The 24,347-nt window shown below is 72.7% G+C and carries 25 protein-coding genes; 14 read left to right on the top strand and 11 right to left on the bottom strand.

The annotated features are described in order from the left end of the window. Window positions 1–31 precede the first annotated feature (31 nt). The gene (locus ACFPGP_RS06100) at window positions 32–343 is read left to right on the top strand and encodes a winged helix-turn-helix transcriptional regulator (protein WP_378588304.1); all 312 of its coding nucleotides are present in this window, start codon (window positions 32–34) and stop codon (window positions 341–343) included. A 13-nt stretch (window positions 344–356) separates the two neighbouring features. On the opposite strand, the gene ACFPGP_RS06095 is transcribed toward ACFPGP_RS06100, so the two are convergent. The 4 genes from ACFPGP_RS06095 to ACFPGP_RS06080 all read right to left on the bottom strand — a co-directional run bounded on the left by ACFPGP_RS06095 (window position 357) and on the right by ACFPGP_RS06080 (window position 4,860). Further along, the gene (locus tag ACFPGP_RS06095; RefSeq protein ID WP_378588301.1) at window positions 357–1,715 is read right to left on the bottom strand and encodes a flavin monoamine oxidase family protein; all 1,359 of its coding nucleotides are present in this window, start codon (window positions 1,713–1,715) and stop codon (window positions 357–359) included. Beyond that, window positions 1,712–2,917 carry a carcinine hydrolase/isopenicillin-N N-acyltransferase family protein gene (locus tag ACFPGP_RS06090; protein ID WP_378588298.1) on the bottom strand — a complete coding sequence of 402 codons (1,206 nt, stop codon included), beginning with the start codon at window positions 2,915–2,917 and terminating at the stop codon, window positions 1,712–1,714. The genes ACFPGP_RS06095 and ACFPGP_RS06090 overlap by 4 nt, the downstream gene beginning before the upstream one ends. 164 nt (window positions 2,918–3,081) lie before the next feature. Beyond that, on the bottom strand, window positions 3,082–3,489 hold the full coding sequence (locus ACFPGP_RS06085; protein ID WP_378588295.1) for a VOC family protein: 408 nt from the start codon (window positions 3,487–3,489) through the stop codon (window positions 3,082–3,084). 51 nt (window positions 3,490–3,540) lie between these two features. Next, window positions 3,541–4,860 (bottom strand): MFS transporter, encoded by a 1,320-nt coding sequence (locus ACFPGP_RS06080; protein WP_378588292.1) that lies wholly within the window; start codon window positions 4,858–4,860, stop codon window positions 3,541–3,543. A gap of 93 nt (window positions 4,861–4,953) precedes the next feature. On the opposite strand from ACFPGP_RS06080, the gene ACFPGP_RS06075 reads away from it, so the two are divergent. After that, window positions 4,954–5,619, top strand: coding sequence for a hypothetical protein (locus ACFPGP_RS06075; RefSeq protein WP_378588289.1), 666 nt, complete (start codon window positions 4,954–4,956; stop codon window positions 5,617–5,619). Between the two features lie 22 nt (window positions 5,620–5,641). Here ACFPGP_RS06075 and ACFPGP_RS06070 read toward each other — a convergent pair whose 3' ends face one another. Then, the gene (locus tag ACFPGP_RS06070; RefSeq protein ID WP_378588286.1) at window positions 5,642–5,800 is read right to left on the bottom strand and encodes a hypothetical protein; all 159 of its coding nucleotides are present in this window, start codon (window positions 5,798–5,800) and stop codon (window positions 5,642–5,644) included. A gap of 112 nt (window positions 5,801–5,912) precedes the next feature. Here ACFPGP_RS06070 and ACFPGP_RS06065 point away from each other — a divergent pair, with 112 nt between their 5' ends. After that, a complete protein-coding gene (locus ACFPGP_RS06065; protein WP_378588283.1) occupies window positions 5,913–6,392 on the top strand; it encodes a glutathione peroxidase in 480 nt (159 codons plus the stop codon). Window position 6,393: 1 nt separating this feature from the next. Here ACFPGP_RS06065 and ACFPGP_RS06060 read toward each other — a convergent pair whose 3' ends face one another. Further along, entirely contained in the window at window positions 6,394–6,702 is a 309-nt protein-coding gene (locus tag ACFPGP_RS06060; RefSeq protein WP_378588280.1) for a GNAT family N-acetyltransferase, read from the bottom strand. Window positions 6,703–6,846: 144 nt separating this feature from the next. Between ACFPGP_RS06060 and ACFPGP_RS06055 the strand changes: the two genes are divergently transcribed. The 5 genes from ACFPGP_RS06055 (at window position 6,847) to ACFPGP_RS06035 (ending at window position 12,260) form a co-directional block, all read left to right on the top strand. Next, window positions 6,847–8,226, top strand: a complete 1,380-nt coding sequence (locus ACFPGP_RS06055) for an NAD-dependent malic enzyme (RefSeq protein ID WP_378588277.1) — start codon at window positions 6,847–6,849, stop codon at window positions 8,224–8,226. Between the two features lie 92 nt (window positions 8,227–8,318). Then, complete coding sequence (locus tag ACFPGP_RS06050; protein WP_378588275.1) at window positions 8,319–9,359, top strand: ATP-binding cassette domain-containing protein; 1,041 nt, start codon at window positions 8,319–8,321, stop codon at window positions 9,357–9,359. Beyond that, window positions 9,356–10,180, top strand: coding sequence for an ABC transporter permease (locus ACFPGP_RS06045; RefSeq protein WP_378588273.1), 825 nt, complete (start codon window positions 9,356–9,358; stop codon window positions 10,178–10,180). The genes ACFPGP_RS06050 and ACFPGP_RS06045 overlap by 4 nt, the downstream gene beginning before the upstream one ends. A 78-nt stretch (window positions 10,181–10,258) precedes the next feature. Beyond that, window positions 10,259–11,137, top strand: coding sequence for a methylenetetrahydrofolate reductase (locus ACFPGP_RS06040; protein ID WP_378588271.1), 879 nt, complete (start codon window positions 10,259–10,261; stop codon window positions 11,135–11,137). Between the two features lie 49 nt (window positions 11,138–11,186). Then, entirely contained in the window at window positions 11,187–12,260 is a 1,074-nt protein-coding gene (locus ACFPGP_RS06035) for a WD40/YVTN/BNR-like repeat-containing protein (protein ID WP_378588269.1), read from the top strand. Here ACFPGP_RS06035 and ACFPGP_RS06030 read toward each other — a convergent pair. The 5 genes from ACFPGP_RS06030 to ACFPGP_RS06010 all read right to left on the bottom strand — a co-directional run bounded on the left by ACFPGP_RS06030 (window position 12,253) and on the right by ACFPGP_RS06010 (window position 17,236). Further along, window positions 12,253–12,828 (bottom strand): DUF1638 domain-containing protein, encoded by a 576-nt coding sequence (locus ACFPGP_RS06030; RefSeq protein ID WP_378588266.1) that lies wholly within the window; start codon window positions 12,826–12,828, stop codon window positions 12,253–12,255. The two genes, ACFPGP_RS06035 and ACFPGP_RS06030, sit on opposite strands and share 8 nt — an antisense overlap. 88 nt (window positions 12,829–12,916) lie before the next feature. Beyond that, window positions 12,917–14,881 (bottom strand): ASKHA domain-containing protein, encoded by a 1,965-nt coding sequence (locus ACFPGP_RS06025; RefSeq protein ID WP_378588263.1) that lies wholly within the window; start codon window positions 14,879–14,881, stop codon window positions 12,917–12,919. Next, complete coding sequence (locus ACFPGP_RS06020) at window positions 14,878–15,786, bottom strand: dihydropteroate synthase (RefSeq protein WP_378588260.1); 909 nt, start codon at window positions 15,784–15,786, stop codon at window positions 14,878–14,880. The genes ACFPGP_RS06025 and ACFPGP_RS06020 overlap by 4 nt, the downstream gene beginning before the upstream one ends. Next, on the bottom strand, window positions 15,783–16,448 hold the full coding sequence (locus tag ACFPGP_RS06015) for a corrinoid protein (RefSeq protein WP_378588257.1): 666 nt from the start codon (window positions 16,446–16,448) through the stop codon (window positions 15,783–15,785). The genes ACFPGP_RS06020 and ACFPGP_RS06015 overlap by 4 nt, the downstream gene beginning before the upstream one ends. Next, on the bottom strand, window positions 16,445–17,236 hold the full coding sequence (locus ACFPGP_RS06010) for an IclR family transcriptional regulator (RefSeq protein WP_378588254.1): 792 nt from the start codon (window positions 17,234–17,236) through the stop codon (window positions 16,445–16,447). Before ACFPGP_RS06010 ends, ACFPGP_RS06015 begins: the two co-directional genes overlap by 4 nt. 52 nt (window positions 17,237–17,288) lie before the next feature. Between ACFPGP_RS06010 and ACFPGP_RS06005 the strand changes: the two genes are divergently transcribed. From ACFPGP_RS06005 to ACFPGP_RS05980, 6 genes are all read left to right on the top strand, one after another. After that, window positions 17,289–18,797 carry a trimethylamine methyltransferase family protein gene (locus ACFPGP_RS06005; RefSeq protein ID WP_378588251.1) on the top strand — a complete coding sequence of 503 codons (1,509 nt, stop codon included), beginning with the start codon at window positions 17,289–17,291 and terminating at the stop codon, window positions 18,795–18,797. A 38-nt stretch (window positions 18,798–18,835) separates the two neighbouring features. Continuing rightward, complete coding sequence (purU, locus tag ACFPGP_RS06000; protein WP_378588248.1) at window positions 18,836–19,702, top strand: formyltetrahydrofolate deformylase; 867 nt, start codon at window positions 18,836–18,838, stop codon at window positions 19,700–19,702. Window positions 19,703–19,884: 182 nt separating this feature from the next. Beyond that, complete coding sequence (locus tag ACFPGP_RS05995; RefSeq protein ID WP_378588245.1) at window positions 19,885–20,679, top strand: IclR family transcriptional regulator; 795 nt, start codon at window positions 19,885–19,887, stop codon at window positions 20,677–20,679. A gap of 147 nt (window positions 20,680–20,826) precedes the next feature. Then, entirely contained in the window at window positions 20,827–22,296 is a 1,470-nt protein-coding gene (locus tag ACFPGP_RS05990; RefSeq protein WP_378588242.1) for an aldehyde dehydrogenase family protein, read from the top strand. Further along, complete coding sequence (gene betA, locus ACFPGP_RS05985; protein WP_378588239.1) at window positions 22,293–24,005, top strand: choline dehydrogenase; 1,713 nt, start codon at window positions 22,293–22,295, stop codon at window positions 24,003–24,005. The genes ACFPGP_RS05990 and betA overlap by 4 nt, the downstream gene beginning before the upstream one ends. Window positions 24,006–24,007: 2 nt before the next feature. Then, the gene (locus ACFPGP_RS05980; protein ID WP_378588237.1) at window positions 24,008–24,313 is read left to right on the top strand and encodes an ATP-binding cassette domain-containing protein; all 306 of its coding nucleotides are present in this window, start codon (window positions 24,008–24,010) and stop codon (window positions 24,311–24,313) included. The last annotated feature ends 34 nt before the right edge of the window (window positions 24,314–24,347 follow it).

The raw sequence follows: 24,347 nt of genomic DNA, 5'->3' as shown, positions 1-24,347 counted from the left end.
GCAACCGTCGACCCCGCGTCCGGGGCGGGCGGTGCGTGGCTCCGCGAGCGGGCGACCCCTGCTGGCGGCCTTCGACCTCCTCGGCCGGCGCTGGGCGCTGCGGGTGGTGTGGGAGCTGCGCGACGGCCCGGTCGGGGCCCGCGAGCTGCGCAGTCGCTGCGACGACGTCTCGCCGAGCGTGCTGTACGACCGGCTGCGCGAGCTGGTGGAGGCGGGGCTCGTGGAGCGCGACGACCGGCGCTACCGGCTGAGCGAGCTCGGTGCCGAGCTCGAGGCCGCGCTGCGGCCGCTGGGCGCCTGGGCCGACCGCTGGGCGGAGGGGCCGCCACCCGACGCGTCGTGACCCGGCGGCGGGATCAGCCGGCCACCTCGGCGCCGATCCGGTCCGCGACGGCCTCGCCGCTGCGCACGGCGCCCTCCATGTAGCCGTTCCACACTGCCGCCGTCTCCGCGCCGGCCCAGTGGATCCTGCCCACGGGCTCGCGCAGGGCGTGGCCGTACGACGTCCACACGCCCGGCGTGAAGTGGGCGCCGTAGCAGCCGCGGGTGAACTCCTCGGCCATCCAGTCACGCTCGAGGTACTCCACCGGTGCGAGCGCGCGGGGGCCGAAGTAGCGGGCGAAGCACTCCAGCACGGCCCGTCGCCGGTCGTCCGGGGAGAGGCGGGCGAAGTGGCGCGCGTCGCCGGCCTCGACGAAGCCCATCAGCACGCCGGGGCGACCCGAGGGCGGTGAGTTGTCGAAGGTGACCTTGACCGGGCCGCGGTCGGAGGCGGCCTGGCCGTTGAGGCCGGTGGCGCGCCAGAACGGCTCGTCGTACGCCGCGTAGCACTTGACCACCGAGCCGGCGGGCAGCCGCTGGGTGAGCTGGTCGCGCCACGACGGCAGGGCGGGGGCGTACTCCAGCCGCCCGGCGAGCGTGGGGGGCAGCGTGACCACCACGTGGCTGCCGGTGACGACCTCCCCGCCGCGGGTCTCCAGGCGCACGCCGGAGTCGTCGTTGCTGATCCGGCGCACCGGCTGCCCGAGCCGCACCCGGTCACCGAGCGCGGCGGCCATGGTCTCGGCGATCCGGACCGACCCGCCGACGATGCGGTCCTGCTGTGCGCCGCGGTCGACCGAGAGCAGCGTCTCGAGGTCGGTGCCGGAGTGGCTGTAGAACAGCGCGTGCAGCAGCGAGACGTCACTGGCGTCGGCGGCGAAGACCGCCTCGCAGGCGATCCTGAAGTACGCCCGCCCCGACGGCGTGCGCAGGTTGCGGTGGATCCATGACGCGAACGTCTGCCCGTCGAGCACCTCGGCGTCCGGCGACTCCCAGGGCCGCTCGAGGTCGGTGCGGGCGGCGAGCCGGCTGAAGCGCAGCAGCCCCTGCCCGAGGTCGGCGAGCGCGAACGGCCCCAGCCGCGGGACGGCGCCCTTGTGCGGGGCCATCCGTGACTGGCGGCCGCGCAGGTCGACGAGCAGCAAGCCGTCGTCGTTGTGGGTGCGGAACCACTCCAGGCCCAGCTCGGCGACGAGCTCGTACATGCGGTCCTGGGTCGGCCCGATCCACTGGCCACCGAGCTCCACGGGTGTGCCGTCCGTGAGGCGCCCGCCCTCGGTGCGCCCGCCGACGCGGTCGCGTGCCTCGAGCACCACGACCTCGTGCCCGCCGGCCACCAGCCGGCGTGCCGCCGCGAGGCCCGAGAGCCCCGCACCCACCACGACCACGGTCATCGGTCCTCCTCCGGCATCCCGGCCGCGCGGTCGGTCGCGCGCCACTTCCGTCGCAGCCACCCCGGTCGGGTGTCGCGCAGCCGTGCGGCCGCCAGGTCCTCGAGCCAGCCCTCCTCGAGCCGGTCGGCCTCGGCGAACGCCGCGGCCGGGTCCGGCGGCTCGGCCAGCCACTCCTGCTCGACCCGGTCGCGTTCGGGGCCGAACCGGCCCAGCGCCGCCGCGTGGTCGCGCAGCGCGAGCCGGTGCAGGCGCTCGTGGCGCCACCAGCGGTACGCGGGGTCGTAGGTGTTGGTCGGCATCGACGCCGGGTCGACGTCCACGGGTTCCTCGACCCGCACCGGCTTGGCGAGCGACGTGCACGGCGCTGAGGTGCCGGTGACCCAGTGCCGCGGCGCGCCCCGCAGGTCGGCGACCCACGCGGCGGTGGACTGCGTCGTCGTCACGAAGCCGGCGGCGTGGGCGCAGGGTGCCGACAGCGCGCCGTTCACCGGCGACCACCGGGGCGCCGGACCGCCGTGGTCGCGCAGCGCGGCCAGCAGTGCCGCGACGTCGTCGGCCCGCTCGGCCGCGGCCTCGGTGCGGGTACGCCGCGCGGCGCACTGCGCCACGCGTCCGCGCACCGGGTCGGCGTGCGCCTTCGCGAAGGCGGGGATGGTCAGCCCGTTGCTGATCGAGCGCCCGCGGCCGGTCACCCGCTCGGTGGCCCACCGGCGGCCCGCGGTCTCGAGCACGACTGCGCCGTCAGGGTCGGCGACGAGGAAGGAGTTGTCGTAGGTGAAGCCGGGGTGCTCGTGGCTGCACGAGCCGCCCTGGCCGTGCCGCTCGAGCAGCTCGACGATCACGCCGACCGCCTCGTCCGCGGTGCGCGCGCGCTCGAGCGCGAGGCGCAGCAGGTCCATGCCGAGCAACGGGCTCGCGCCGCGCTCCTTGCCGGCTCCCCGGGTGAACACCGCCTCGTTGCCGATTGCCACGCCGTGCTCGTTGGCGCCCATCTCGGCGCCCCACATCCACCACGGCTGGCTGAGCAGGACGGCGTGGGTGCGCGGCACCTGGTCGACCTCGCTCCACGTGCACCGCACCCGCGCCTCGTCGTGGGTGGCGGCCGGGTACCACCGCAGCACCTGCGCCTCGTTGGGGTCGCGGTCGCTGTTCTTGGCCAGCAGCACGCCGTCCCCGGTGAGGCTGACCAGCGTGTCGCACATGCGGGCAACCTAGCGTCGCCGCCGGCCACCCCACCCCCTCCGGACAGGACGAGACCCCCGGGGGGTCTGCCCCCGGGGCCTCGGCTTCAGCGGGTCAGGCTCCGAACGCCTCCTGGTTGTTGATGGCGTCGACGGTGTCCTTCGCCCGCATACACCCTCAGCAGCTACATCGTGAGCCGGATCGCGCGCGGTCGGCGCGGTCCGACCTCGTGCCGACCCCGCTCGATGCAGAACTCGTTGCCCTCGGGGTCCTGCATCGCCACGAAGCCCGACCCGTCGTCGGCGCGGAAGTCGCCGAGCACGCTCGCCCCCGCCGCGAGAGCACGGTCGACGAGGTCGTCGCGGGTGGTGTCGTCGGGCGCGAGGTCGAGGTGCACCCGGTTCTTCGCGGTCTTCCCCTCGGGGACCGGGATGAAGAGGAAGCCGGTGCCGTCGTAGGGGTAGCTCGGACCCAGCAGCACCTCGGGGTCGTCGTCGTAGAAGAGCTCCCACCCGGTGACCACCTGCCAGAACTCCGCGAGGGCGCGGGCGTCGGCGCAGTCGAAGGTGACGTTGTTGATGTGGACGGCCATGGCGGCAGCATCGCCGTACGACGCGCCTGCCTCAAGGCGTTTCCGCGTCGGTCAGTCCAGCGGGTGGGCGATCTCGTCCTCCGGGAGCCGTGCCCAGAACGTCGCGACCACGGCCACGCCGATCGGCAGCACGCCCGCGATGACGAACGTCTCGGTGAGGCCCACCAGGTTGCTGACCGGCGCGGCCAGCGCCATCGACACCGGCATCAGCGACAGGGACACGAAGAAGTCCAGGGACGACACCCGGCCCAGCAGGTGCGCCGGCACCCGGCGCTGGAGCAGCGTGCCCCAGATGACCAACGAGGCGGAGAAGAGCGCGCCCGACACCAGGGCCGAGACGACGACCTGCCAGACGGCGGTGGCCAGGCCCATCGTGATCATCGGCAGGCTGGCGGCGCCGAACATCACGTTCATCACGGTGAGGTAGCGCCGGGGCATGGGCACCGCGCCCATCACGATCGACCCCACCGCGCCTCCGACGCCGAACGCCATCAGCACCAGTGCGTGGTCGGCCGGACCCCCGCCGAGGCGGTCCTTGACCAGGAACGGGACCAGCACCTCCAGCGGGCCCATCACGACCAGCAGCATCAGCGAGGCGAACAGCAGCGTCGCCAGCAGCCACGGCGTGTGCCGCATGTAGACCAGGCCCTCGCGCACGTCGGCGAGCGCGGTGCGGACGGGGTGCGCGCCGGGCTGGTCGGTGATCTCGCGGCGCAGTGGCGTGCGCGGGACGACGAGCAGCGCCGCGAGTCCCGCGACCGAGCTGACCGAGGCGACCAGCAGCGCCGATCCGGGCGAGGCCGCCCCGACCACGAGGCCGGCGACCCCCGGGCCGAGCGCCTGCCCGATCGTCGGCCGGACCATGCCCTCGAAGCCGTTGATCGCCTGGAGGTCCGACTCGGGGACGAGTGCCGGCACCAGCGCGGTGTAGGCAGGCCAGTAGAACGCCATCCCCATCCCGAGCAGGAAGGCGATCACGGCCAGCTGCCAGACCTCGGTCGCGCCGATGAGGGAGAGGGCCGCGGCCGCCCCCATCCCGACGGCCTCGAGCGTGGAGACCCCGATCAGGATCGTGCGCTGCGGCACCCGGTCGGCGACGACGCCGGCCAGCAGCGCGGGCAGCAGCACGCCGACGGCGCTGGCCGTGGTGACCACGGAGAGCTGGGTCGGACCCCCGCCGGTGCGGATGACCTCCCACACCAGCCCGACCAGCCACACGCCGTTCGCGAAGGTGCTGAAGACCAGCGCGACGGCCAGCCGCCGGTAGCCCGGCGAGCGGAAGGGCGCGAGCGCACGGCTGCCGAGGCGCGCGCGTGCGCGCTCCGGGTGCTGCAGGTGCTCGGCGACCTCGTGCGCGGTCGGGTCGGACATCGGGTTCCCTCCTGGGGAGGCATCCTCCCGGTCGGGAGCCCTCGCGGTCGAGCGGATTCGGGGCGCTCAGGGCCGCCCGCCATACTGACCGCCATGGCAGTCCTCGACCGGCAGCGCAAGACCTGGCTGCTCCTGGCGGTCCTCGCGCTCATGGTCAACCTGCCCCTGCTCCACTCGTGGTACCTCGGGTGGCGGGTCGAGCAGTCGGGCACCGATGTCACCGCGACCGTGGTCCAGGAGGAGACCTCCTGCGTCGCCGAGGGCGACCGGCTGCTGCTCCCGCTGCGCGTGCCGCCGGCGGCCGGTTGGGGGGAGCAGAACGGCCTCTGCCCGCGCGTCGACCGGGAGACGTACGACGCGGCGATCGCCGACGGCCAGGTGACCGTGCGCGTGCTCGAGGACCGGCCGGGCGCCTACGCGATCGACGGCGAGGTCGGCAGCCCCGTGCTGCTGATCGGCACGCTGGTGATCGACGTGTTCCTGGTGCTGATGGTCTTCCTGTCCCGCCGCTACGGCAAGCCGCGCACCAGCGTCGTCCGGATCTCCGCACTCGGCGACGTCGAGCCCGGGCCGCCGGACGCGGCGTACGAGGAGGAGGGCGACGGCGTGGTGCTCGTCCGCGGGCAGGTGGTCGGGCTCGAGCCCGACGAGGTGGTGCTCGACACCGGGCTGCGCGAGGTCGTGGTGATCCTCGACGGCTTCGCCAACTCCGTGGGCTGGCAGCAGCCGGCGCAGGTGCGCGGCCGTCTGGTGGAGTAGCCCGGGGAGGCGGCCCCTCGCCCTAGCTGCTCCTGGCCGGGACGGTCTCCGGCTGCGTGGCCGCAGGGACCCGGGCGTCGTCCTCGGGGTGCGCGACGCCGCGCACGAGGAGCAGCGCCATGCCGATCGGGGCGAGGACGATGAAGCCGGCCAGCAGGCCCATGGTCAGCGAGACGATCACGGTGCACAGGTTCCCCGTGCCCGGCGGGACCAAACCCCCCGGGGGTCGTGGTCAGGACCAGATCACACCGGCCCGGGGTAACGGTCGGTCGGGTCCGAGCGTTGGAGCCGGTGTGAACACCCTCGGCGACTTCTCCGCCCGCGCCCTCGACGGCACCGACCGCGACCTCGGCGAGTACGACGGCCAGGTCGTGCTGGTCGTCAACACCGCGACCCAGTGCGGGTTCACCGGCCAGCTCCCGGGCCTGCAGCGGCTCCAGGACGACTACGCCGACCGCGGCTTCACCGTGCTCGGCTTCCCCTCCGACCAGTTCAAGCAGGAGCCGCTCGCCGACGAGGAGATGGCGGCGACCTGCCAGCGCAACTACGGCGTCACCTTCCCGATGTTCGCCAAGGTGAACGTCAACGGCCGTGACGCCCACCCCGTCTACCGCTGGCTGCGCGCGCAGAAGAAGGGGGTGCTCGGCGGCCGGGTGAACTGGAACTTCACCAAGTTCCTCGTCGGCCGCGACGGCCGGGTCGTGGCGCGCTACGGCCCGAGCACCGAGCCGTCGGCCATCGCCGACGACATCGAGAAGGCACTCGCCTCCTAGGTCACAGCCCGAACTCGGCCCGGCGGGACTCCGGCACCAGGTCGGCGTACCGGTCGGGGTGGCGGCGCACGTACTCCGCGACGTACGGGCACGACGGGATCACCTCGAGCCCGTCGCGGCGCGCCGCGTCGAGCGCGTGCACCGCGAGCTCCTTCGCGATGCCCTGCCCCTCCCAGGCCTGGGGCACCTCGGTGTGTACGAGCGCGATGCGCCTGCCGTGGCGGTGGTAGGTCAGGATCCCGGCGAGGTCACCGTCGACCCGGGCCTCGTAGCGGTCGTCGTCGGGTCGGTCCTCGATGGTCACGGCCATGTCGAGAACCTACCCACACGGTCGAACCGTCACTCAGATCGCGCGAGCCGTCAGTTCGTGCGCACCAACTGACGGTTCGACGGATCCGAGTGACGGTTCGGCCCGACTTGCCGGTAACCGACGGGGGGCGCGAGGCTGGACGACATGGCCGCCACCACCTCGTCGTACTCGATCACGATGCGGCTGCACACCGCGCCCGACCACGGCGTCGTCGGTGCGGTCGCCACGGCGATCTCCGAGGCCGGGGGCATCGTCACGGGCATCGACGTGGCGGAGTCGAGCCACGAGCGCCTCGTCGTCGACGTGACCTGCTCGGCCAGCGACGCCGACCACGCGCAGGTGCTGGCGCAGGCCGTGGAGACCGTGGACGACGTCGAGGTGCACAAGCTCAGCGACCGCACCTTCCTGCTGCACATCGGCGGCAAGATCGAGGTGGCGTCACGGGTGCCGCTCAAGACCCGCGACGACCTGTCCATGGCCTACACGCCGGGCGTGGGCCGGGTCAGCATGGCGCTGGCTGAGAACCCCGACGACGTACGGCGGCTGACGGTCAAGGGCAACTCGGTCGCCGTGGTCACCGACGGCTCGGCGGTGCTCGGGCTCGGCAACATCGGCCCCGGCGCCGCGCTCCCCGTGATGGAGGGCAAGGCGGCGCTGTTCAAGCGGTTCGCCGACATCGACGCGTGGCCGATCTGCCTGGCCAGCCAGGACACCGACGAGATCGTGCGCGCGGTCGAGATGATCGCGCCGGGGTTCGGCGGCATCAACCTCGAGGACATCGCGGCGCCGCGCTGCTTCGAGGTCGAGCGCCGGCTGCGCGAGTCGCTCGACATCCCGGTCTTCCACGACGACCAGCACGGCACCGCGATCGTCGTGCTCGCCGCGCTCACCAACGCGCTGCGCTGCGTGCACAAGCGCCTGGCCGACGTGCGGATCGTGGTCTCGGGAGGCGGGGCCGCCGGGACGGCGATCGTCGGGCTGCTGCTCGCGGCCGGCGCCGTCGACGTCGTCGTGGTCGACCGCGAGGGCGCGCTCTGCGCGGACGACGACGACCTCTCGCCCGCCCACCGCGACCTGGCCGCTGCCACCAACCCCCGCCGCGTCACCGGCTCGCTGCACGACGTGCTCGAGGGCGCCGACGTCTTCGTCGGGGTGAGTGCACCGGGCGTGCTCGAGGCGGAGTGGATCCGTGACATGGCGGCCGACCCGGTGGTCTTCGCGCTGGCGAACCCCGACCCCGAGGTCGACCCGGCCGAGGCCGACAAGTACGCCGCGGTGGTGGCGAGCGGGCGGTCCGACTACCCCAACCAGATCAACAACGTGCTCGCCTTCCCCGGTGTCTTCCGTGGCCTGCTCGACGCGCGCGCCCACCACGTCACCACCGACATGCTGCTGCGCGCCGCCGAGGCGATCGCGCTCGTGGTCACCGACGACGAGCTCAACCCCAACTTCATCATCCCGACGGTCTTCCACCCCGACGTGCCCAAGGCGGTTGCCGCGGCGATCGCCGGTCCCCAGCACTGACCTCGCACCGTTGCCGGCGGGCAGCGATGAGTCCGGGTGTCGGTGGCGGTCGGTAGGACTGGTGACCGATCGACGTCGACGAGGGGACACGCATGATCGAGGCTCGAGGGCTCGTCCAGACCTTCCACACCGGGCAGGGGAAGAAGAAGCGTGAGGTCCGCGCCGTCGACGGCGTCGACCTCGACGTGGCCGAGGGCGAGGTGGTCGGGTTCCTCGGCCCCAACGGCGCCGGCAAGACCACGACGCTGCGGATGCTGACCACGCTGCTCCGCCCGACGGAGGGCACCGCCCGCGTCGCGGGGTACGACGTGGTCGCTGATTCCGTCGAGGTGCGGCGCCGCATCGGCTACGTCTCGCAGACGGGCGGCGCCTTCAGCGGTGCACGTGCCGGTGACGAGGTCGTCGACCACGGGATGCTCTACGGCCTGAGCCGGCAGCAGGCGACCACGCGGGGACAGGAGCTCTTCGAGCAGCTGCAGCTGCACGGGCTCTGGACCCGGATGCCGCGGGCGATGTCGGGCGGCCAGAAGCGCCGTCTCGACATCGCGATGAGCCTGGTGCACGACCCGACGCTGATGTTCCTCGACGAGCCGACCACCGGCCTCGACCCGCAGGCGCGGGCCAACCTGTGGGAACACATCGCCGGTCTGCGCAGCGAACGCGGCGCCACGGTCTTCCTCACCACCCACTACCTCGACGAGGCCGATGCGCTGAGCGACCGGATCGTGATCATCGACCAGGGCCGGATCGTCGCCTCCGACACCGCCGACAACCTCAAGGCGCAGGTCGCCGGTGACCTCGTCGACCTCGAGGTCGCCACCGACGACGACGTGCGGGTGGCGGCCGAGCGGCTCAGCACGCTGATCGGCGCACCCGGCCAGGTGGAGGTCGACCGGCGTCACGTCCGGGGCCGCGTGCAGCGCGCCGGGCGCGCCGTACCCGGGCTGCTCGGTGACCTCGGCGCCGCCGGCGTCGCGCTCGACTCGATCGAGGTGCTGCGGCCGACCCTCGACGACGTCTTCCTGACCCTGACCGGCCGGTCGCTGCGCGACGCCGAGAGCGGCCAGCCCGAGGCGTCCGCCGACGGCCCGGCCGACGCCACCGACCACGAGCTCGAGGGGGCCCGCCGATGACCGCGACCAGCACCACCACCCGCACGACGCCGGCGCCGGCGACCACCGGACGGGGGCCCGGCAGCTTCCTGCGCGAGAGCTCGATCATCTTCCGCCGCCAGATCCGGATGAACCTGCGCAACCCGGCCTGGGTCGTGATCGGCGCGCTGCAGCCGGTGCTCTACCTCGTGCTCTTCGGCCCGCTGCTCGAGCCGATCGTCTCCTCCTTCCCCGGGGCCAGCGACAACCCCTACACGTTCCTGGTGCCCGGCCTCCTGGTGCAGCTGGGCATGTTCGGCGCGTTCTTCGCGGGCTTCGGCCTGATCGCCGAGTGGCGCGAGGGCGTCGTCGAGGCCGAGCGCGTCACCCCGGCCAGCCGTACCGCGCTGCTGGCCGGACGGCTCGCGCGCGACCTGCTGCAGCTCTTGGTGCAGGCGCTGATCCTGGTCGGCCTCGGCTACCTGATGGGCCTGCGCGGGTCGCCGGCCGGGGTGGCCCTGGGCATCCTGCTCACGCTGCTCGTGGGCGGGGCCTGCGCGGCCGCCTCCAACGCGCTGGCGCTGACCACCAAGAGCGAGGACGTGATGGCGCCGGTGATCAACATGGTGATGATGCCGGTGCTGCTGCTGAGCGGGATCCTGCTGCCGATGACCCTGGGGCCGGCGTGGCTGCAGTCGACCAGCGACTTCATGCCCTTCCGTTGGATCGTCGACGGCGTGCGCGACAGCTTCGCCGGTGAGCTCGCCACCTCGGCGGTGCTGTGGGGCACCCTCTGGGCCGGCCTCCTCTTCCTGCTGGCGGTGTGGTGGGGCACGGCCACCTTCCGCAAGGAGAACGCCTGACGACGAGGCCCTTCCCGCCGGCCCCGGCTCGCCCTATGCTGACGCCTGTCTGATGCGCATGAGGGAACAGGGTGCACGATGCGCAACACTGGAAGGCTCTGGGGGCGCGAGAAGGCGGCGCACGACCGCGAGACGGTCCGGCGGCTGCTGGCCCACGCCCGCTACGAGGTGCTGCCCACGCCCACCATCGAGGAGAAGGTGCTCGCGGCGGTGCCGCGCGACGTCCCGGTGACGGTGACCGCCTCCCCGAGCAAGGGCCTCGAGCAGACCCTGGCGATGGCCGAGCGTCTCACCGCGGAGGGTTACGCCGTCGTCCCCCACCTCGCCGCGCGGATGGTCCACGGCAAGGGCGAGCTGGTCGAGGTGGTGGCCCGGCTGCAGGCGGCGGGGATCGACAGCATCTTCGTGCCAGGCGGTGACGCGGAGCCCTCCGACGAGGGCTACCCCGACGCGCTGGCGCTGCTGGAGGACCTCGCCGCGATGGGCAGCCCGTTCCCCCACGTCGGCATCGCCGGCTACCCGGAGTCGCACCCCACCATCCACGACGACCTGACCGTGCAGTCGATGTGGGACAAGCGCCGGCACGCCACCCACGTGGTCAGCAACCTGACCTTCGACCCCAAGGTGATGCGCAGGTGGCTCGAGCGGCTGCGTCACCGCGGCGTCACGCTGCCGCTGCTGCTGGGCCTCCCGGGCCCGGTGGACCGTGCCAAGCTGCTGACCATGGCGACCCGGATCGGCGTGGGCGACTCGACGCGCTTCCTGTCCAAGCAGAAGGGGATGATGACGCGCCTCGTCGCGCCGGGCGGCTTCACCGGCGAGCGGTTCCTCGAGCAGTGCGCGCCCACGCTGGGTGCACCGGGCGCGCTGGTCGAGGGCCTGCACGTCTACACCTTCAACCAGGTCGAGGAGACCGAGGCCTGGCGGCGCGACTGGCTGCAGCGCCTCGAGGGCTGAGGCCGCCCAGCCTCTGGACAGCCGCGCCCCGGCGCGGGAAGGTGCGGTCATGCGACTCCGTCTCGGTACCGCGGCCGTCGCGGCCGCCACCGCCTGCCTGCCCTTCCTGCTCGCCCCGCCGTCCGACGCCGGTGCGGCTCCGACGCCGTCGTGGGACGAGAGGGTGCTCGACCCCGGCCAGAGCTTCCGCGGGCTCGACGCGGTCGACGGCGACACCGCGTGGGTGGCGGGCGAGAGCGTGGACGGCGGCGACCCCAGCGTGTGGCGCACCACCGACGGCGGCGCCACCTGGGGCGAGGTCGGTCCGACTGGCGTCACCGGGCTGTTGTTCCGCGACGTCGAGGCCCGGTCGGCCTCGACCGCCTCGGTGCTGGCGATCGGGCCCGGCGACACCTCCCGGATCTACCGCACCACCGACGGTGGGCAGAGCTGGGCAGAGACCTTCCGCAACGGCAACCCCGACGCGTTCTACAACTGCATGGACTTCTACCCCGGCGGCCGGCGCGGGCTCGCGGTCAGCGACGCCGTCGGTGACGCCTTCCGGATCATCGCCACCGACGACTTCGGCCGGTCGTGGCACGAGCTCCCGACCGACGGGATGCCCGACTCCACGGGCGAGTTCAACTTCTCCGCCAGCGGTGACTGCCTCGTGATCCGCGGGCAGCAGGCCTACTTCGGCTCCGGCGGCGCGCAGGCGCGCGTCTTCCACTCCGCCGACCGCGGCCTCACCTGGACCGCCGCCGACTCCGGCATCGCGGCCGGCGACGGCGGCGGCGTCTTCGGCCTCGCGTTCAAGACGCCCTTCCGCGGCGTCGCGGTGGGCGGTGACTTCCTCGAGCCCGGCAACGGCGAGGACGCCGTGGCGACCACCCGGCACGGGCGCACCTGGGTCGGTGGTGGCGACCTCACCACCCTGGGCGAGGACGCGGCGTACGTCTCGGGGCGGCCGCACACGCTCGTCGCGGTCGGGGAGTACGGCGGCGTCGGCGCCAGCCACCTCAGCACCGACGGGGGGCGCACCTGGACGGCTTTCGGCGCGGGCTTCCACACCGTCGACTGCACGCCCGACGGGTCGTGCTGGGCCGCGGGCAGCGCCGGACGCGTGGCGCGCCTGGTCAGGTGACCAGGTCGGCGAGCGCGCGCTCGAGGCCCGACTGACCGGTCGCGACGACCTCGAGCGGCAGGCCGATCGCGGTCGCAGCCTCCTCGGCGAGCGCGCGCAGCTCGTCGTCGGGCTCCTGCGCCAGCCACACCACGCGGGTGTAGGAGCCGAAGTAGTCGTCGCGCAGCTCGGGGTAGCGGTCGAGCCCGAGCTCCTGCACGACGGTGCGCGCGAACGAGCGGACCAGGAAGTCGGTGAAGAGGTAGGTGCCGGGTTGCTCGGCGAGCATCTGCTCGAGCCGGTCCGGCCCGGCGTACAGGTCGTAGCAGTGCAGGCCCGGCAGCCGGGCCAGCCCGAGCTCCTCGCACACGTCGTCGAGGGCGCCGTAGGTCCCGCAGTCGGCGTACCCCACCACGACCGCGTCGTAGGACGGGCGCAGCCGCTCGGCCAGCGCCCGGACCTCTCCCGAGATCTTGCGGGGAGCGTTGTGCAGCAGCGGCGGCAGCGGGTGCACGTCGACCGGCCACCCGTGCCGTGCCACCGCCCGTGCCGCCGGCTGCGCGATCGCCCCGCACGCGATCAGGGCCACCGAATTGGCGGTAGTCCCCGACGAGTTGGCCCCCTTACTGGCCGGTAACCCGGCCATCTCGTCGGGGACTACCGGAAATTCGCCGCCCTCAGAAGGCGAGCTGCTCGACGAAGCGGTCGTTGAAGTCGGGGCGGTCGGAGAGCTCGACATAGGTCACCTCCTCCAGCAGCGCCCGGGCGCCCTCGCGCTCGCGCATGGAGAGCAGGGCCATCTTCGCCCCCTCGCCGGCGACGTTGCCCGCGGAGACGATTCGCAGCACGGGCAGGGTCGGCACCAGGCCGATCCGGATCGCCGAGGCGGGGGAGAGGTAGGAGCCGAAGGAGCCCGCGAGCAGCACCTGCTGGACGTCCTCGGCGCGCAGGTCGAGCTGCTCCATGAGCAGCGTCCAGCCGGTGGAGATCGCGGCCTTGGCGAACTGGAGCTCGCGGATGTCTCGCTGGGAGAGGTAGACGCACTCGGCCGGGTCGGCGTCCGCGTCCGGGCGGTGGAGCACGAAGACCCGCTCGTCGCCGACCTTGGTCAGCCGGTCGGCGAGGGCCGGCGCGATGCCGGGCGCGTCGGCGTCGGGGACGTAGCGGCCGCTGGCGTCGACCAGGCCGACCTTGACCAGCTCGGCCACGGCGTCGACCAGCCCCGAGCCGCACAGGCCGCGCGGCTCGACGTCGCCGATGACGCCGAGGGTCACCGGCGCGTGCTCGGCCAGCAGGTCGGGCTCGAGGCGCACGGTCTCGATCGCGCCGTCGGCCGCGCGCATGCCGCACCGGATCGCGCCACCCTCGAACGCCGGGCCCGCCGGCGCCGCGGTGGCCAGCAGGGTGTCGCCGTCGCTGAGCACGATCTCGCAGTTGGTGCCGACGTCCACGAACAGCCGGACCCGCTTGTCGCGGTCCATGCCGGTGGCCAGCATCCCGGCCACGATGTCGCCGCCGACGTAGGCGCCGAGCGAGGGGAAGATGGTGGCCCGGGCCCGGGGGTGCAGGGCCAGGCCGAGGTCGGAGGCCAGCGCGGTCGGCGGCGAGGCCGTCGTCATCACGAACGGCGCCACGCCCAGCGGCTCGGGGTCGATCCCCAGCGCCAGCGCGGTCATCGTCGCGTTGCCGGCCAGCGCCACCTCGTAGACGTGGGCGGGGTCGACCTCCGCCTCCGCGCAGACCTGGTCGGCGAGCTCGCGCAGCGTCGCGGCCGCGGCCTCCTGGAGCCGCCCGAGCGCGTCGGGGTCCATCATCGTGGCGCTGATCCGCGTGATCACGTCGCCACCGAAGGGCTGCTGCCGGTTGAGCATCGAGGCCACCGCGAGCGGCGTCCCGGTGTCGAGGTCGAGCAGCGTCGCGACCACGGTCGTGGTGCCGAGGTCGAAGGCGATCGCGTGCCGCACCGCCGAGGTGTCGCCCGCCTCGACCTCGACGAGCTCCTCGTCGACGACGACCGCGGTCACCTTGAAGTCCGCCTCGCGCATCACCTTCGGCAGCCGCCGCAGCACCGCGAGGTCACAGGTCAGCTCGAGGTCGTCGATCGCCGCGAGCAGCCGCTCGAGGTCGGTGCGCTGGTCGGACAGCGTGGGCTCGGCGAGCTCGACGTACCGCTTCTGCACGGCGGGCCGCAGTATCACCTGCCGCCCGACGCCGACGGTCGCGGCCTTGGGCCGGGTCGTCAGCGGCGGTACGTCGACGTGCAGGTCGTGGGTCGCCCGCACCAGGCAGGCCAGGCGCCAGCCGTCGGCGAGCTCCTTCTCCGAGAAGGTGCGCACGTCGTGCTGGGTGAGCGGGACGCGGCCGCCCTCCACGCGCACCTTGCACTTGCGGCAGGTGCCGTGGCCACCGCAGGTGGAGTCGATCGCGATCCCGTTCCACGACGCGGCGTCGAAGACCGTCACCCCGGGCGGCACCCGGACGCCGCGCTGGGTGGGCTCCTTGCCGGGTGCGTCGGCGACCGTGAACGCCAGGTCGACCCGGCCGGTCCCGTCGTGCGGGGTCCGGGCCGTGGCCGGCGGCTGCAGCAGCCCCTCTCGCCGGACCTCGTCCAGCGAGAAGCGCGGCTCGGGGATGTCCGTCACGCGCCCCCGGCCGGAGCGGCGGCAGCGTCCGCGGCGGCCTTGGCGGCGCGGGAACGGCCGATCCACTCCATGCCCCAGTCGTCGTGGTCGAGGAAGACGTCGGCGGCCTTGACGGCCTCCACGATCTGCGGGGTGCGGGTGTCCATGATCGCGCTGGTCAGGCCGCACATCATGGCCATCGGCAGCCAGGTGGCGTTGAGCGAGTGCCGCCCCGGCATGCCGAAGGAGACGTTGGAGGCGCCGCAGGTCATGTTGAGCCCGTGCTCGTCGCGGATCCGGCGCATCGTCTCGAAGGTCGCGACGCCGCTGGCGGTGTCGGCACCGATCGGCATCGCGAGGGGGTCGATCACGATGTCGTGCATCGCGATGCCGTACTCCGTCGTGGCGACGTCGATGATCTTCTGCACGAGCGCCAGCCGCTTCTCCGGTTCCATCGGGATCTCGTCCACGTCGTTCGGCAGCGCGATCACCGCGGCGTCGTACTTCTTGACCAGCGGGAGGATCTGCTCCATCCGCTCGTCCTCGGCGGTGATGGAGTTGACGAGCGCCCGGCCCTGGTACGCCGAGAGACCGGCCTCGAGGGCCTCGACGACCGAGGAGTCGATGCAGATCGGCTTGTCGGTCAGCGACTGGATCTTGATGATCGCCTTGGCCAGCAGGTCGGCCTCGTCGGTGAGCGGCACGCCCATGTTGACGTCGAGCACGTCGGCGCCGCCCGTCACCTGGGCGGCCACGTCGCGGTCGATCGCCGAGAGGTCGCCGGCGCGCAGCTGCTCCTGGAAGATGCGGCGTCCGGTCGGGTTGATCCGCTCGCCGATCAGGCAGAAGCGGTGGCCGCGGCCGATCACGACCTCCTGGCTCGCGGAGCGGATCCGGGTCTCGAAGTGCACGTTCTCGGCGCTCATGCCGACACCAGCGAACGGCGCTGCTCGAGGAGGTCCTTGGCCTTGCGGACGGTGGCCGAGGCGTCCGCCGCGTAGCCGTCGGCGCCGACCGCGTCGGCGTACTCCTGGGTCACGGGGGCGCCGCCCACCATGACGATCACCTCGTTGCGCAGGCCGGCCTTCTCGAGCGCGTTGATGTTGGCCTTGAACATCGGCATCGTCGTGGTGAGGAACGCCGACATGCCCACGATGTCGGGCTGGTGCTCCTCGATCGCGGCGATGAACTTCTCCGGCGCCACCTGCACGCCGAGGTCGATCACCTCGAAGCCGGCGCCCTCGAGCATGATGTTGACGAGGTTCTTGCCGATGTCGTGGACGTCGCCCTTGACCGTGCCCATGAGGAACTTGCCGACCGTCTCGACGCCGGTGTCGGCGAGCAGGGGCCGCAGCACCTCCATCGCCCCGGCCATGGCGCGGCCGGCGATCAGCATCTCGGGCACGAAGAAGTCTCCGCGCTCGAAGCGCGCTCCGACCTCCTCGAGCGACGGGATCAGCGCGTCGAAGAGCAGCGACTGCGGCTCCATCGACATGCCGAGGGCCTCGTTGGTCAGCTCGAGCACGCGCGGCGCGTTGCCGATGAGCGTCTCGTCGTAGAGGCCCTGGAGGATCTCCTCAGGAGTCATGCCACACCCTCCTTGCGGGTGGTCTCGGGGCGGGTCCGGGGCGACCCGCCCAGCAGGTCCGAGAGCTGACCGGCCGCGTCGGCCAGCAGCGCGCCGGTCGGCTCGAGCCGACCGGCGAGGCGTTGGGTGGGTCCGGAGACCCCGAGGGCGGCGACGACCTCGCCGCGGTCGCCGTGCACGGGTACGGCGACGCCGGTGAGGCCGACCTCGAGCTCGTCGACGGTCGCGGCCCAGCCGCGCTCGCGCACCCCGACCAGCTCGCGGCGCAGGGCGTCGAGGTCGGCGAGCGTGCGCTCGGTGACCCGCTCGGGCCGGCGGCGGGGCAGCGGCAGCACGCCCGCGGCGTACAGCACCTTCCCGAGGGCGGAGGCGTGCGGGGGGACGTCGAGCTCGGTCCAGTCGCGGGTGCCGAGCAGGAAGCGGGAGTCGACCTGGGCCACGTGCACGACGCGGTTGGCGCGGGCCATGCCGAGGTTGACGGTCTCGCCGGTCTCCTCGCCGATCTCCTCCATGACCGGGCGCGCGAGCCGCGCGATCTCGGCCCAGGGGTCGTGGCGGCTGGCGTAGAGCCAGAAGAGGGGGCCTGCGACGTACGAACCGGAGTCGTCGCGCTGGAGCAGCTCGGTGCGCTCGAGGGCGGTCAGCAGCCGCGAGGTCGTGGAGCGCGGGAGGCCCGTCTCCTCGGCGAGCTCGGCGGAGGCCAGCGGCTCCGCCGCCAGCACGACCGTCGAGACCAGCAGCGCGGCGCGGTCCACCGCCTGGGTGCCGCTGGCTGCGGGGTCGGGCACGGTCCTTGACCTCTCGTCGGGTGGAGTTCCATGATGTGGAACCTGATTCCACATGATGAGGCGACGCGCTCACCCGGTCAAGGGTTGCCGCCGATCTCGAACCGTCCGGAAGGGCCCGCCGATGTTCGTCAACCGCATGCCCCGCTACGAGATCCTCTCCGAGGACGCGATGGAGACCCTCGGTCGCGGCTGGCGACGCCTGATGACCGAGGTCGGCGTCGAGTTCATGGACGACCGGGCGCTCGCGCTGTTCCGCGAGGCGGGGCAGAAGGTGGAGGGGAACGCCGTCTTCCTCGACCCCGACTTCGTGCTGGAGCAGGTGGCCAAGGCGCCGCGCGAGTTCGACGTCCAGGCGCGCAACCCCGCGCACAACGTGCACATCGGCGGTGACCACATGGCGTTCGGCGCGGTCTACGGCCCGCCGTTCGTGCGTCAGGGCGAGGTGCGGCGCGACGCGACCATGGAGGACTTCACCAACTTCACCAAGCTCGCGCAGTCGTTCGACGCGCTCGACTCCGCCGGCGGCGTGATCTGCGAGCCCAACGACACCCCGCTCGACAGCCGCCACCTCGACATGACCTACGCGCTGCAGACCCTGACCGACAAGGTCTACATGGGCAACGTGGTCTCCGGCGTCAACGCCGCGGACACGATCCGGATGGGCGAGATCCTCTTCGGCGGCCGCGAGGCGATCGAGGAGACTCCCTGCTCGATCTCGCTCGTCAACTGCAACTCGCCGCTGCGCTGGGACGACCGGATGCTCGAGGCGCAGTTCGAGTACTCCGCCGCCGGGCAGCCCGTCGTGCTCACGCCGTTCATCCTGATGGGCGCGATGTCGCCGGTGACCATCCCGGCCGCGCTGGTGCAGCAGATCACCGAGGCGCTCTCCGGCATCGCGCTCTCACAGCTGATCCGCCCGGGGACGCCGGTGATCTTCGGGTCGTTCCTCTCCAACATCGACATGCAGTCGGGCAGCCCGACGTTCGGCACTCCCGAGTCGGGCATCGGCCTGCTCTGCACCGGCCAGATCGCGCGGTCGTTCGGGCTGCCGTTCCGCACCGGCGGCGGGCTGACGTCGTCGCAGGTGCCGGACGCCCAGGCCGGCTACGAGGCGCTGATGACGATGCTGCCGACCTTCCTGGCGGGCGCGAACTGGGTGATGCACTCCGCCGGCTGGCTCGAGGGCGGCCTGGTCGCGGGCTACGAGAAGTTCGTGGTCGACGTCGAGATCCTGCAGATGCTGCAGCACGAGTTCACCCCGCTGGAGATCGACGAGGCCTCGATGGCGTACGACGCGCACGTCGAGGTGGGTCACGGCGGGCACTTCCTCGGCGCGATGCACACGATGGAGCGCTTCCGGACCTGCTTCTACCGCCCGATGCTGTCGTCGTCGGAGAACTACGAGCGCTGGATGCGCGGGGGCGGCGCCGACGCCGCCGAGCGGGCTGGGAAGATCTACCGCGAGCGGCTCGAGGCGTACGAGCCGCCGCCGCTCGACGAGGCGATCCGCGCCGAGCTCGAGGAGTACGTCGTACGCCGGCGGGCCGAGCTGGGCGACTGACGCCCTGCCGGTCCGCGGGACCGGCAGGAGGACCCCCCATGGCGACCACGGACGCGCGGTTCGTGCTGACGCTCGACTGCCCCGACCAGCCGGGGATCGTGCACGCGGTGACGGGCTTCCTGGTCGAGCGCGGTGCCAACATCCTGGAGAGCCAGCAGTACGGCGACGCGCAGAGCGGCCGGTTCCTGCTGCGCATGGACGTCTCGATCGCCGACGGCGCCGGGGTGAGCGCCGCGGGGCTGGCCGCGGACTTCGCGCCCGTCGCCGAGCGCTTCTCGATGACCTACGACGTGTGGGACACCGCCGTGCCGCGGCGGGTGCTCGTGATGGTCTCCCGGCACCTGCACTGCCTCAACGACCTGCTCTTCCGGCACAGCACCGGGACCCTGCCCGTGGAGATCCCGCTCGTGGTCTCCAACCACCCCGACGCCGAGGCGCTCGCGCGGCACCACGGGCGCGCCTTCGTGCACCTCCCGGTGACGCCCGAGACCAAGCCGCAGGCCGAGGCCGCGCTGCTCGACCTCGTCGAGGAGCACCGCATCGACCTCGTCGTCCTCGCCCGCTACATGCAGGTGCTCTCCGACGACCTGTGCCGCCGGCTCGAGGGCCGCGCGATCAACATCCACCACTCGTTCCTGCCGAGCTTCAAGGGCGCCAAGCCCTACCACCAGGCCTTCGACCGCGGGGTGAAGCTGGTCGGGGCGACCGCGCACTACGTCACCGCCGACCTCGACGAGGGCCCGATCATCGAGCAGGACGTGCTGCGCGTCGACCACGCCCACGACCAGGCGGCGATGGTCGCGGCGGGGCGCGACGTCGAGGCCCAGGTGCTGTCGCGGGCCGTGCGCTGGCACGCGGAGTCGCGGGTGCTGCGGCACGGCCACCGCACCGTCGTCTTCCGCTGAGCCCGGGCCCGCACCGCGGACGGCGTCGTACCACCTGTCACTCTGGGTGGACTCTCGGACGAAAATGCCCGCTCTCTGATGGTTATCTCGGTCCGACAGCGACCAATTCGCGGGTTGACCAGCGAAATGCCCCCTCCCGCCTCCGCCTAGCCCTGTTGCGTGATGCTCGCTACGGTTGCGCCATGAGCAACGCCGAGGCGGAGGCCGCGCCGCCGGGGGGGGCGACCGGGACCGTGCAGTCGGTCGACCGGGCGCTGCACATCCTCGGCCAGCTCGCCCGTTCGGGGGAGGCGGGGGTCACCGAGCTCGCCGCCGACCTCGACGTCCACAAGTCGACGGCGTTCCGGCTGGTGGCGACCCTCGAGGCGCACGGGCTGGTCGAGCAGACCGGCGACCGCGGCAAGTACCGCCTCGGAGTCGGGCTGCTGCGCCTGGCCGGCGCCACCACGGCCCGGCTCGACGTCGTGCAGGAGGCCCGCCCGCTGGCGCGCAAGCTCGCGGCCGACACCGGCGAGACCGTCAACATCACCGTGCTCGCCGACCGCGCCGCCCTCTACCTCGACCAGGTCGCCGGCTCCTCGGCCCTGCAGTCGCACAACTGGGTCGGCCAGCGGATCCCGCTGCACGCCACCGCCAACGGCAAGGTGCTGCTCAGCGGTCTGGAGGAGCACGCCCTCGACGAGCTGCTCGACCAGCTCGAGGCCTACACCGACGCGACCATCACCGGCCAGGAGCGGCTGCGCCGCGAGCTCGCGCAGGTCCGCGAGCAGGGGTACGCCGTCGCGGCCGACGAGCTCGAGATCGGCCTGACCGCGGTGGCGGCGCCGATCCGCAACGCGCACGGCGACGTGATCGCCTCGATGAGCGTCTCCGGCCCGACCTTCCGCCTCGCCGGCGACAAGCTCGACGCCGCGACCGACGCGCTCGTCCATGTCGCCCTCGAGGTCTCCCACCGGCTCGGCTGGGGGCACCGGTGACCCCGCGCGACGGCTGACCGACCACGGGTCACGGCTCGACAACGGCCCGGACAGAGCCTTGACGAGCGGTGGGCGTTCCCCGATGCTCAGTCCCAGATGTTGCGTGGCACACACCCCGATGCGTGATGCGCAACAGGAGAGGTCATCGTGGCGGAGCTCTACATCGATGGGGGATGGGTCTCGGCGCAGAAGGGCGCGCGCCGGGAGATCCGGTGCCCGGCCGACGGGACGCTCGTCGCCGCGGTCGACGAGGCCGGGGCCGCGGACACCGAGGCCGCCATCGCCGCGGCGCGCCGGGCCTTCGACCACGGCCCCTGGCCCCACACCACTGCCGCCGAGCGCGGTGACCTGCTGCTGCGCGTGGCCACCCTCCTCCAGCGCGACCGCGCCGACCTCGCCCGCATGGAGAGCCTCGACACCGGCAAGCGGCTGGCCGAGGCGGAGTACGACATCGACGACGTCACCTCCGTCTTCCGCTACTACGGCGAGCTGATCGCCGGGGGCGAGCAGCCGCGCACCGTCGAGACCGGCCGGGACGACGTGGAGAGCCGGATCGTGCACGAGCCCGTCGGCGTCTGCGGCCTGATCACCCCGTGGAACTACCCGCTCCTGCAGGTGTCGTGGAAGGTCGCTCCCTGCCTCGGTGCCGGCAACACCTTCGTCCTCAAGCCGAGCGAGCTCACCCCGCACACGGCGATCCACCTGATGCGGCTGCTCGAGGAGGCCGGACTCCCGGCCGGCGTGGGCAACCTCGTGCTCGGCGCCGGCGCCGACGCCGGGGCGCCGCTGGCCACCGATCCCCGCGTCGACCTGGTCTCCTTCACCGGCGGTCTGGTGACCGGCAAGCGGATCATGGTCGCCGCGGCGGAGACCGTGAAGAAGGTGGCCCTCGAGCTCGGCGGCAAGAACCCGCTCGTCGTCTTCGCGGACGCCGACCCTGCACTCGCCGTCGACCTCGTCCTGATGGCGGTCTTCCTCCACTCCGGCCAGGTCTGCTCGGCCGGCGCCCGGCTGCTGGTCGAGGAGTCGGTGCACGACGCCGTCGTCGACGAGGTGGTGGCGCGCGCGGGCCGGATCCGCCTCGGCGGACCCTTCGACGACGACGCCGAGACCGGCGCGCTGATCTCCGAGCAGCACCTCGCCAAGGTCGCGAAGTACGTCGAGGACGGCGTCGCCGAGGGCGCCGTGCTGCGCGTGGGCGGCGCGCGGGCCACCGAGGGCAAGCTCGCCGACGGCTGGTTCTACCCCCCGACCGTGCTCGACGGCTGCCGCACCGACATGCGCTGCGTGCAGGACGAGTCGTTCGGCCCGGTGCTCACCGTCGAGACCTTCCGCGACGAGGAGGACGCCGTACGCCTGGCCAACGACTCGATCTACGGCCTCGCCGGCGGCATCGTCACCACCGACACCGCGAAGGCAGAGCGGGTCGCCGCCCGGATGCGGATGGGCACGGTGTGGATCAACGACTACCACCCCTACCTGCCGCAGGCCGAGTGGGGCGGCTACAAGCAGTCCGGCTTCGGCCGCGAGCTGGGGCTCGCGGGCCTCGAGGAGTACCGCGAGACCAAGCACCTGTGGCACAACACCAAGGCCGAGCCGCAGGGGTGGTTCGATTGAGCGACCAGACCTGGGACTTCGTGATCGTCGGCGGCGGCTCGGCGGGCTGCGCCCTGGCCAACCGCCTCTCGGCTGACCCCTCGACGACGGTGCTGGTGCTCGAGGCCGGTCGCTCCGACTACAAGATCGACCCGCTGATCCACATGCCGGCGGCCCTGCCGTTCCCGATCGGCAACCGGCTCTACGACTGGAAGTACGAGACCGAGCCCGAGCCCGAGCTCGGCGGGCGCCGGGTCTACCACGCCCGGGGCAAGGTGCTCGGCGGCTCGTCGTCGATCAACGGCATGATCTTCCAGCGCGGCAACCCGATGGACTACCAGCGCTGGGCGGCCGACCCCGGCATGGAGACGTGGGACTACCTGCACTGCCTGCCCTACTTCAAGCGGATGGAGACCACGCTCGACGAGCACGGGCGGGTCGCGGCCGACCCCTGGCGCGGCGGTGACGGCCCGCTGGTGCTGGAGCGGGGTCCGGCCGACAACCCGCTCATCGACGCCTTCTTCGCCGCCTGCCAGGAAGCCGGCTACCCGTTGACCGACGACGTGAACGGCTACCGGCAGGAGGGCTTCGCGCCGTTCCACCGCAACATCTCGCGCGGCCGCCGGCTCTCGGCGGCGCGCGCCTACCTCCACCCGGTGATGCACCGCAAGAACCTCGCGGTCGAGACCTACGCGCTCGGCACCCGGGTGCGCTTCGACGGGACGCGCGCCACCGGTGTCGAGTACCGACGGGCCGGCCGGCCCCGCTTCGCCCGCGCCCGCGAGGTGATCCTGTGCGGCGGCGCGATCAACACCCCCCAGCTGCTGCAGCTCTCCGGCGTCGGCGCCTCCAGCCTGCTCGAACCGCTCGGCATCGACGTCGTGCACGACCTGCCCGGCGTCGGCGAGAACCTCCAGGACCACCTCGAGGTCTACGTCCAGTACTCCTCCAAGGAGCCGGTGTCGATCGCGCCCGGCCTGGCCTGGCACCGCCGGCCCAAGATCGCCTTCGACTGGCTGTTCCGGCGCAAGGGGCTCGGGAGCACCAACCACTTCGAGTCGGGCGGCTTCTGCCGCAGCAACGACGACGTGCGCTGGCCCAACCTGATGTTCCACTTCCTGCCGATCGCGATCCGCTACGACGGCACCTCGCCCACCGAGGGCCACGGCTACCAGGTCCACGTCGGTCCGATGTACGCCGACACCCGCGGCTGGGTGCGGATCGCCAGCACCGACCCCAGGCAGCACCCGAAGATGCTCTTCAACTACCTCACCACCGACACCGACCGTCGCGAGTGGGTGGAGGCGATCCGGGTCGCGCGGAACATCCTCAACCAGCCGGCGTTCGCGAGGTACAACGGCGGCGAGCTGTCGCCGGGCCCGTCGGTCGAGACCGACGAGGAGATCCTCGACTGGGTGCGCAAGGACGCCGAGACCGCCCTGCACCCGAGCTGCACGGCCAAGATGGGCGTCGGCGACGACGCCGTCACCGACCCGCTCTCGCTGCGGGTGCACGGGGTCGAGGGCCTGCGGGCCGTCGACGCCTCCGTCTTCCCCTACGTCACCAACGGCAACATCTACGCCCCCGTGATGATGGTCGCCGAGAAGGCCGCCGACCTGATCCTGGGCAACACCCCGCTCCCCGCCACCGAGGTGCCCTGGTACCGCTCCGGCGCGGATCTCCCCCTGTATCCCCCGGGCGACGCCCGGAACACGGAGGTCTCCTCATGACCATGACCACGCCGAGCACCACCACCACGAGCGCCTCCGGCGACGGCCCCGCCATGAGGGTCGACGGGCTCTGGAAGATCTTCGGTCCGAGCGCGGACACGATCATCGGCACGCCCGACGCCGACCTCTCGCGTGCCGACCTCAAGACCAAGACCGGCTGCGTGGTGGGCGTCAAGGACGTCTCGTTCGAGGTGGCACCCGGCGAGGTCTTCGTGGTGATGGGCCTCTCCGGCTCCGGCAAGTCCACCCTGGTGCGCTGCCTGACCCGGCTGATCGAGGACAGAGCCCCGCGGGGTGGTGGGCTTTGAGGGGATCCTCGGTGCCCTACTCGCCGCTCTCGAT

The sequence above is a fragment of the Nocardioides taihuensis genome (assembly GCF_042657275.1).
GTDB classification, from domain to species: Bacteria; Actinomycetota; Actinomycetes; order Propionibacteriales; family Nocardioidaceae; genus Nocardioides; species Nocardioides taihuensis.
Note: the sequence above shows the minus strand (reverse complement) of the source record. Positions and strands in the feature narration are given on the sequence as shown.

Excerpts from the sequence above, each read along its gene's own strand:
- ACFPGP_RS05980 (WP_378588237.1), top strand. The coding sequence starts at position 24,008 with ATGACCACGCCGAGCACCACCACCACGAGCGCCTCCGGCGACGGCCCC.
- ACFPGP_RS06060 (WP_378588280.1), bottom strand. The coding sequence starts at position 6,702 with ATGGCCGTGACCATCGAGGACCGACCCGACGACGACCGCTACGAGGCC.
- ACFPGP_RS06095 (WP_378588301.1), bottom strand. The coding sequence starts at position 1,715 with ATGACCGTGGTCGTGGTGGGTGCGGGGCTCTCGGGCCTCGCGGCGGCA.
- ACFPGP_RS06040 (WP_378588271.1), top strand. The coding sequence starts at position 10,259 with ATGCGCAACACTGGAAGGCTCTGGGGGCGCGAGAAGGCGGCGCACGAC.
- ACFPGP_RS06045 (WP_378588273.1), top strand. The coding sequence starts at position 9,356 with ATGACCGCGACCAGCACCACCACCCGCACGACGCCGGCGCCGGCGACC.
- ACFPGP_RS06050 (WP_378588275.1), top strand. The coding sequence starts at position 8,319 with ATGATCGAGGCTCGAGGGCTCGTCCAGACCTTCCACACCGGGCAGGGG.
- ACFPGP_RS06085 (WP_378588295.1), bottom strand. The coding sequence starts at position 3,489 with ATGGCCGTCCACATCAACAACGTCACCTTCGACTGCGCCGACGCCCGC.
- ACFPGP_RS06075 (WP_378588289.1), top strand. The coding sequence starts at position 4,954 with ATGGCAGTCCTCGACCGGCAGCGCAAGACCTGGCTGCTCCTGGCGGTC.
- purU (WP_378588248.1), top strand. The coding sequence starts at position 18,836 with ATGGCGACCACGGACGCGCGGTTCGTGCTGACGCTCGACTGCCCCGAC.
- ACFPGP_RS05995 (WP_378588245.1), top strand. The coding sequence starts at position 19,885 with ATGAGCAACGCCGAGGCGGAGGCCGCGCCGCCGGGGGGGGCGACCGGG.
- ACFPGP_RS06055 (WP_378588277.1), top strand. The coding sequence starts at position 6,847 with ATGGCCGCCACCACCTCGTCGTACTCGATCACGATGCGGCTGCACACC.
- ACFPGP_RS06090 (WP_378588298.1), bottom strand. The coding sequence starts at position 2,917 with ATGTGCGACACGCTGGTCAGCCTCACCGGGGACGGCGTGCTGCTGGCC.
- ACFPGP_RS06005 (WP_378588251.1), top strand. The coding sequence starts at position 17,289 with ATGATGAGGCGACGCGCTCACCCGGTCAAGGGTTGCCGCCGATCTCGA.
- ACFPGP_RS06080 (WP_378588292.1), bottom strand. The coding sequence starts at position 4,860 with ATGTCCGACCCGACCGCGCACGAGGTCGCCGAGCACCTGCAGCACCCG.
- ACFPGP_RS06020 (WP_378588260.1), bottom strand. The coding sequence starts at position 15,786 with ATGAGCGCCGAGAACGTGCACTTCGAGACCCGGATCCGCTCCGCGAGC.
- ACFPGP_RS06015 (WP_378588257.1), bottom strand. The coding sequence starts at position 16,448 with ATGACTCCTGAGGAGATCCTCCAGGGCCTCTACGACGAGACGCTCATC.
- ACFPGP_RS06035 (WP_378588269.1), top strand. The coding sequence starts at position 11,187 with ATGCGACTCCGTCTCGGTACCGCGGCCGTCGCGGCCGCCACCGCCTGC.